This window comes from Microbacterium sp. LRZ72 (assembly GCF_033792225.1).
In the GTDB taxonomy this organism is placed as follows: Bacteria; Actinomycetota; Actinomycetes; order Actinomycetales; family Microbacteriaceae; genus Microbacterium.
Genome location: NZ_JANGEX010000027.1, coordinates 1 through 6,037, shown reverse-complemented (window position 1 = coordinate 6,037; position 6,037 = coordinate 1). Strand labels below are relative to the sequence as shown.

4 protein-coding genes and 1 pseudogene are annotated in these 6,037 nt (G+C 66.6%); all 5 read right to left on the bottom strand.

Going from position 1 to position 6,037, the window contains the following annotated elements; translation table 11 throughout:
• Nucleotides 1-52: 52 nt before the first annotated feature.
• Entirely contained in the window at nucleotides 53-589 is a 537-nt protein-coding gene (locus tag M4I32_RS15000) for a hypothetical protein (RefSeq protein WP_319035289.1), read from the bottom strand.
• A 671-nt stretch (nucleotides 590-1,260) separates the two neighbouring features.
• A complete protein-coding gene (locus M4I32_RS14995; protein WP_319035288.1) occupies nucleotides 1,261-1,596 on the bottom strand; it encodes a helix-turn-helix transcriptional regulator in 336 nt (111 codons plus the stop codon).
• Complete coding sequence (locus M4I32_RS14990) at nucleotides 1,586-2,476, bottom strand: tyrosine-type recombinase/integrase (protein WP_319035287.1); 891 nt, start codon at nucleotides 2,474-2,476, stop codon at nucleotides 1,586-1,588. The genes M4I32_RS14995 and M4I32_RS14990 overlap by 11 nt, the downstream gene beginning before the upstream one ends.
• Nucleotides 2,477-2,907: 431 nt before the next feature.
• A complete protein-coding gene (locus tag M4I32_RS14985; RefSeq protein ID WP_319035286.1) occupies nucleotides 2,908-5,658 on the bottom strand; it encodes an AAA family ATPase in 2,751 nt (916 codons plus the stop codon).
• Nucleotides 5,659-5,782: 124 nt separating this feature from the next.
• Nucleotides 5,783-6,037, bottom strand: a pseudogene (locus M4I32_RS14980) (transposase); the annotation flags it as partial.

The following is a 6,037-nucleotide window of genomic DNA, read 5'->3' as shown; positions in this document are numbered from 1 at the left end:
CCATCGCACGATGGCTCACCAACGTCTACGACGCCGACACCACCGCCGAGAACTACACCACCCCAGGGGACGTCACCGAACGGAGGAGCTCCCAGGTGCAATAACGGCGCAGGATCAGGCGGTCTTCAGGATGGTCGACGTCGTCGAGCCACTCATTAAGCCAGTGGGTGAAACGCGTACCTTCGACGTCGAGTTCCGGCAGCACGCCGGAACGAACCAGAAGCGAGAGAAGAAATGCTACCGACTGTCCCGACCGGGCCCGGGTGATGATTGCCTCGGCGGTGATCGGCAGGGTCCCGTCCGCGAGTTCGCGGAGCACCATCGCGCACTTGCTCTTGTGCATCCATCGTTCGAGCGACGCCGCTTTACTGTGGTGTGTGAGCAGATAGTCGGCAAGGGGGTGGAGGTCCGCCCGAATCTCTCCCGCATCGTCGGCGAGCAGCTGCTGGATCGCGACGGGCCGGCGGCACTCGACGCAGAGGTGATGCTTGCGGATCTCCTCGATCGAGCCGCACCCAGGGCAGGCCATCGTGACCGGAGCGCCCGCGCAGTCGGCGCAGACCTTCTGACCGTTCATGAACCCGGTCAAGAACACCCTCCGCCCGCACTCGGGACAGGGTTGTGGTCTGCGCATTGCGTAATAGCAGCGCGCGCACACTCGTCGCCCGTCGAGGTGCGAGGCGACACGGCCAGGTTCTCCGCAGAGACCACAGGTCTTGATCGGTGCGGTGTAGCAGGCCAGACAGACGAGGTGCGGGCGACGGACGATGATGGTCGCACGCTGACCGCACCGGGAGCAGTCGCCGAACGATCGAGGGTCGGCTCGCCAGCAGTCGCGGCAGAAGCGCTGTCCGTCGATTGTGCGCTGCACGGGTCGGACCCGGCCACAGGAAGCACAGGAGACGGACCTGGCGTTCCGCTCGCATCGAGAGCAGTGCCGACCACCGCCCGGCGTCTTGTGGGGCATCCTCACCGCGCGCCCGCAGGACTCGCACGTCGGCAGCACAACCCGGTCCGATCCTTCATCGACCAGTGCATGGGCCAGGTCCTGGACGGTTATCGGCACGTTCGCATGCTGCCCCTCAAGGACGCCGGGCTGCTTGATCAGCGCGAGCTCAAGAAGCCGCTGCGTGAGGGGCACCGGCGCGACCGAATACACGATCTCAGTGAGACGCTCGGGAGAGATTTCGGGAACGAGGGGGCGGACGAGGTCGACGACTTCCGCGACTCGCGGCTGCTGCGGAGGCTTGGCCACCGCGTCTACTTCGTACGCGGCCGACGGATCGTCGCGCGGACAGGACGAAGATCACCGATCGAACCGCGCGTCGCCTCCTCGCCCACTGCCACCGGAGCCGAGGCCTCCCGGCGAGTGATCGTCACGAGATCGTCGAGGGAGCACTCCAGCGCATCGCACAACGCCGCCAACACGTCGAGACGCACCCGCTGCGGCGGCTGTGTCACCAACCGATACACCTGTTCCCGAGACAGGTCGACGCCACGCTCCTCGAGCAAAGGCTTCAGCTTGGAGGTCTGGAAGATCCCGCGCGCGGCCATCACGCTGCGCAGATTCCATCCGGTGTCGATCTCAACGGTCATCAGCTTCTCCTTCGATGAGGGCCTTCAGCGCTTCAGCGAGCACCCGGTTCTTGTAGTCCGAACTGACGGAGGCGTAGATCGAGGTCGTCGACGCGTGCATGTGCCCGACTTGCTCCTGGACGAATCGATCGGCATAGCCGAACTCCAGCAGGTGCGTGACATAGGAATGCCGAAGACTGTGCAGCGTCAAATCCTTCGACAGGCCGGCCTCGTCCCGCAGCTCAGCGAACCTCCGGTCGAGATACCCGGCAGACAGACGTGTGCGCCGCTCAGTCACCCAGAGCGCGTCGAGGTCGTCACCAGGCCCGAAGCGCTCCCGGGCGTGCTCGAGCCATTGCTGCATGCCGGGCACCCACCAGTCGAACTCCGGAACCAGCAGTACAGTGCGACGTCGTGGCGCACCGCCTCCCGCAGCCTTCGCCCACCGCACATGAATCGCGCCGTAGCGTCCCCACTGGCGCATCCTGGCGTTGTGGTGCAAGTCGACGGTATCGAGCATCACCGCCTCGGTGCGGCGCAGACCGAACGCGTAGACCGTCTTCAGCAACTGGGCATCTCGCAGCGCCCCGAGTGCACCCTTCCTGCCTGAAGACACGAGCAGTTCGACGCGGGCGTCGGCCGTTTCAAACAAGCGCTCGACCTCGTCATACGTGAACGGGCGGCGCTTCCCATCGCCTTCGAACTCGAACCGATGCGCCACCGTGTTCCACGGCAGGCACACCTGCGACGGGACCTCGCCGAACTCGCGATCACAGATCTCCATCCAGTCGTACAACGGGTTCGTGAGATAGTCGCAGAATCCACGGAGGGACCCGTGATTCGCGCGCATCGTAGACAGCGTCCGCGTACGACCACCGGACTCAACGGTGAACTCATCCACGTCCGCGACCGTCCACCTCCACGGCGGCTTGTCGACGAAATCACGGAATCGGGTCACCGTGGCGGTCCGATTCCGGATCGTCTGCTCACGGAGCCCACGCGACAACTGCTGGTTCCGCCAGCCCTCGATCATCGCGTTGAAGACCTGTCTCTCAGGGTTCACCAATGCGACGTTCGAGGCTGAAGTGATCAGTCGAAGCGCCGCCGGAGAAGCCCCAATATCTTGCATTAGATGCAACAAAGTATGGGACAGTGCATCACCGTGTCAACTCAGATCTGGGCATCCGCGAGATCACGCTGTTATGGTCGGAGCACCTCGGTGCCAAATCAGGCGAATAGGCTTCGTTTGCAAGTGTGAACAGTTGCATTCACTGCAACACGCGAGGGTTGCCGTGTCGTGGACACCCCGCGCCGTACGCGTGAAGTTCGTCCTCAACGAGAAGGACCACTTCGTATGGGTGTGGGCGTCGGCGGTGGACCGGGCATAGGCAGTGACGGCGTGTGCGCGACGGCGGCGCGCCCCAGCTCAGCCCGGGCCGCCGCAATCCCTTCCTCGATCGTCGCCTCCTGCGCGCCGCGACCCATCGCATCCGCAATGACGCTGACCGCTTCGTCCGCCGTCCGCGCGATCGCGATCGCATAGTTGTCGTGACGGCCCCGAGTCATGCCGACGTAGAGGCCGGCAGCATCCACGCCTGGCCCCACGATCGCCGCGTCGGTGGTCTCGCCCTGGATACCGTGCACCGTCGATGCGTAGGCAAGGTGAACGTGTTCGGCAGCATAGGCCATCGTGACGTCGCGGGTGTCACCCGAATCAGTGATGCTCGCGAGGCGGATGCTGTCGGCCCCGATGCGCCCGATGGCCCAGACAGCGCGATTGTCGACGCCCGACGCGCGATCGTTCCGTCGCGTCTGAACGACGTCGCCCTCGAGCAGTCGCTGCTCGCCCTGGCCGAGCGCCACGCGTGTCGGGTCGAGATCGCCGCGTTCGACTCGTTGCTGCTGGATGGCCTCGTTGATCGCCAGCGCTTCGGAGTTCGCCGCTGTCACCAGCGCGACCCGTTTGCCCGTTTGCGCCCGGGTGAAGTACTCCCGCAGCATCCTCATCCGCGCGTCCGCTTCGGAAGCGACGCGAAGGATGTTTCCGCGCTGATCGAGTTCGTGGGCGACGGCGAGCGCCGCATCCCGGGAGCGCGGCTCGCGCATGCGCAGCGTGAGCGCCGCGTAGACGGGGTCGGTGAAGCGATGCACGGCGGTGAGTTCGACGATCGCCGTGGCGCGCCGAGTCAGCATTGCCATCGCGCCGGAATGCCCGACCGGTCGAGCCTGCAGGTGGTCTCCGACCATCGCGATGCCCGCGCCGGTCTGCTGCGCGAGGCTCGCGAGGGCGTTCGCCGCGTTCAAGTCGACCATGCCCGCCTCGTCGACGACGATGCGGTCGCCTGCGCGCAGCGGGTATCGCTGGGGGCCGTGGAACGGCGCACCCGTTGCCGTATCTGGCTCGTCCGGACGGAGTTGCCACCACAGTTCCGCACCCGCGGGATCGAGGCCCCACCGCCACCCGTGATCGTGCAGCAGCGCGTGCAGGCTGGATGCTGCCGTACCGATCTCGCGCGCGGCGACGGTCGCGGCCTTCTTCGTCGGCGCCACGACCAGCAGCCGCTGCCCCCGGGTTTCGATGGCACCCTTGGCGACGACGAGCATCGTCGTCTTGCCCGTACCGGCGGGGCCGGTGACCGCCACGAGTCGGTCGGTCCCGGCGATCGCGGCGGCAGCATCGGCTTGCCCGGGGTCGAGCGCGCGGCCCGCGGGTAGCGCGTGAGCGGCGATTGCATGTATCGCGTCGGCGGGGACAGTGGCGCCCGGTTGAGCGAGCTCGTCAAGGCTCGCGGCGAGGTCGACTTTGATCGTCGCGGTACTCGTGGCCATGAAGCCTTTGACATGGGCCGGAACGTCGCGAGCATCGGTCAGCAGATCGACCGCCCCCTCCCGAGCGCGCGCGCCGACGTCGTCGATCAACTCGCCAAGCAGCTCGCGCTCATCCACCATCCCCGACGCCGCGACGGCGCGCATCGCTCCGGCGCGCAGATCGAACATGCTGAAACGCCCACCGGATGCTGCCGATCGGGCGTCAGCATCCACTAGCGCCTGCGCCGCCAACAGATCACGGTCGAGTTCCGCGACGCGCGCGCGCGGGGGACCGATGGGATCGCGCCGTACGAACAGGCGCGAGTCGATGACAGTGAGCTCGTCGCGGAGGAGAGATTCCCATTCGCTCTCGTCGAGCTCGTCGGGCTTGTTGGGACGGCCCTGCGCCCATGCCCACCGATCGATCGCGGCCAGCACATCTCTTGACGGCTCCTGACCCGGGTGCGCGGCACGCCACTGGGCCAGCTTGGCGGCGCGGTTGCTCTCGATCTGATTCGAGCGGCGCGACATGGGACGCACCACGTGGGCCAGCTGCGCGATCTCCCCGAGCTCGTTCAGCGAGTACCCGTGTCGGGCGAGCGCGGCGATCCATTCGGGGTCCGTGCGTGCCGCGAGTTCCCCCTCGGCGTTGATGACCGTATGCAGCTTCATGGCGACACGGGAGTCGACATTTGACCACTTGCCGTCGACCCCCTGCACCTTGACGTTGAGCCAGAGATGCCGGTGGATGTGAGGGTCGAGCGCACGGGAGCGCCGGTGCTGCAGCTCGACGACCTCGATGCGGCTGAGGTCCTCGCGGATGCGCCCGCCCGCGCCCCGACGAGCATTGAGTTCACGCCGCCAGGTCGTGATCACCCGATCGCGTAGGCGGTCCTGGAGCGCTTCGAACTCCGTGGCGAGTTCAGGATGGATGAGCGCGGCGAGGCTGAACGACTTCGGTGCGTTGATGGTGCCGTCGAGAACGAGATCCGCGTCCGGAGACTGGAGATCTCGGCCTCGCCTCTCGGCGGTGACCGGGTCGTGACCCTCGACCCACAGCCGGAGCCCGTCAGCCGTGAGGCGATCAGTGGCGACGCCCTCGCCGACAGCCACGAACCGCAAGATCGCCGCGTCGCGGCTGTCGCTGTATCCGGCGAGCGCCTCGGCGCCCGTCGAAACGTGGGAATCGCAGCTTCCCTCCAGCGCGTACGCGATCGCCTGCCTCACGCCACGCGAATCGGCGCCCCGCTTCCACCGCTCGAGCCCGCCGCGCATACGGGCCAGAATACGCTGACATGTTCAATCGCGACAGCGTTACACAGAAAGTGCCTGCGTGCATCGTCGTTATGTCGCTCTGGTCAATCGAGGCCTTGTGGATCGAGCGACCCGCAGTTGCTTCCAGCTTCACCCCGTCCAGGCCCCGGGCTTTCAGCGAGCGGAGGAACGTGGTCCAGAACGGTTGCGATTCCGTTTCCCCGACCTCGAACCCGAGGATCTCGCGCCGCCCGTCCGCGGCAACGCCGACGGCGACGACAACGGCCTGAGACACGACCCGCCGGCCGACTCTCGCTTTGCAGTAGGTGGCGTCGAGGAACACGTACGGGTAGGCCTGGTCCGCGAGGGGCCGGTCGCGGAACGCGGCGACGTCCTCGTC

Excerpts from the sequence above, each read along its gene's own strand:
- M4I32_RS14985 (WP_319035286.1), bottom strand. The coding sequence starts at position 5,658 with ATGCGCGGCGGGCTCGAGCGGTGGAAGCGGGGCGCCGATTCGCGTGGC.
- M4I32_RS14995 (WP_319035288.1), bottom strand. The coding sequence starts at position 1,596 with ATGACCGTTGAGATCGACACCGGATGGAATCTGCGCAGCGTGATGGCC.